Genomic DNA, 1,611 nt, shown 5'->3' with positions numbered 1-1,611 from the left:
GTTGACGCGCACGCTCGCGTGAGGCGTCGACCAGGGGCGAACCATGAACGGACGTGAGCTGATCACGGCAAGCATGCGCGAACTCGAGCGGGTCAAGGTCATCGAGGCGGTCGTTGAAGGCCGCCTGCGGTGTTTTCAGGCGGCTGAGCGGCTGCAGCTCAGCGAGCGGCAGATCAGCCGGTTGTGCCGGCGCTATGAGGCCGCCGGCCCGGCAGGCCTCGTGTCGGGCCGGCGTGGGCAGCCGAGCAACCGGGAACTGTCCGTCGATCTGCGGGCCCGGGCGATGGCACTGGTGCGCGAACGCTACGCCGATTTCGGGCCGACGCTGGCGTGCGAGAAGCTCGCTGAGTGCCACGGCATCTGGCTGGCAAAGGAAACCGTACGACGATGGATGCGCGATGCGGGCCTGTGGATTCCACGCGCGCAGCGTCCGCCGAAGGTCTATCAGCCGCGGGCCCGACGCGCGTGCCTGGGCGAACTCGTCCAGATCGACGGCAGCGACCACCGCTGGTTCGAGGAGCGCGCGCCGGCCTGCACGCTGCTGGTGTACGTGGACGATGCAACGAGCCGCCTCATGCACCTGCACTTCACGCAGACCGAATCGACCTTCAGCTACTTCGAGGCCACGCGTGCGTACCTGGAGCGTCATGGCAAGCCGGTGGCGCTGTACAGCGACAAGGCCAGCGTGTTCCGCAGTGTCAGGGCCCACGAGACCGGGCGCAGCGTGACGCACTTCGGGCGTGCGATGTACGAACTGAACATCGAGACGTTCTGCGCGAACAGCAGTTCGGCCAAGGGGCGCGTGGAGCGCGCGCACCTGACGCTGCAGGACCGCCTGGTGAAGGAACTGCGCCTGCGCGGCATCAGCACGGTGGCGGACGCGAATGCGTATGCGCCTGCCTTCATGGCGGCCTACAACGTGCGCTTTGCGAAGCCGCCCAGGAGCACGTTCGACGCACACCGGCCGCTGCGGGAAGACGAGGATCTGGACGCCCTGCTTACCTGGCGTGAGACGCGGCGCGTGACGAAGTCGCTCACGGTGCAGTACGACCGCGTGATGTACCTGCTCGACGATACGCCGCAGAACCGGAAGCTGGTGCACCGCTACATCGAGGTCTGGGAGTACCCGGACGGACGCATCGAGTTACGGGCCGACACGCGGGTCCTGCCGTACCGCGAGTATGACCGCCTGACCGAGGTGGACCAGGGTGCGGTGGTTGAGCACAAGCGGCTCGCGCACGCGCTGGAGGTGGCGCAGGCGCTGCAGGCGCAGCGCGACGACCGGCGTGCCTCGGGCTCGCCCTCGCGCACGAACCGCGGCATCGCGGTACGCCAGGCGGAGCGTGTGCCCGGCACGAAGAAGACGCGCGAGTTCACGCAGGTGGACATGGAAGCGGTGATCATGAAGCTGGCGCAGTCCCCGAAACCAGATTCAAAACCTGGCCGGCGGTCTGCGAGGGCTCGCTGAACGGGCACCAGCGCCCTGCTGCTCCAGACGCTATCCTTCAACACGGAATGGAGATTAAACCCGGGAAAGACGGAAGCAAATCTCGCAAAAAACCGGACATTTCTATTGAGCCGGAGACCGGACATCTGTATCTGGCCATGACA

The 1,611-nt window shown here is 66.5% G+C and carries 1 protein-coding gene; it reads left to right on the top strand.

What is annotated here, in order from left to right; all coding sequences use genetic code 11:
• Nucleotides 1–43 precede the first annotated feature (43 nt).
• Nucleotides 44–1,468, top strand: a complete 1,425-nt coding sequence (locus VSR34_RS37880) for an ISNCY family transposase (RefSeq protein WP_342965173.1) — start codon at nt 44–46, stop codon at nt 1,466–1,468.
• Nucleotides 1,469–1,611 lie beyond the last annotated feature (143 nt).

Source organism: Paraburkholderia sp. JHI2823 (assembly GCF_038900695.1).
Lineage (GTDB): Bacteria > Pseudomonadota > Gammaproteobacteria > Burkholderiales > Burkholderiaceae > Paraburkholderia > Paraburkholderia mimosarum.
This window is presented reverse-complemented; position numbering and strand designations above follow the sequence as displayed.

Excerpts from the sequence above, each read along its gene's own strand:
- VSR34_RS37880 (WP_342965173.1), top strand. The coding sequence starts at position 44 with ATGAACGGACGTGAGCTGATCACGGCAAGCATGCGCGAACTCGAGCGG.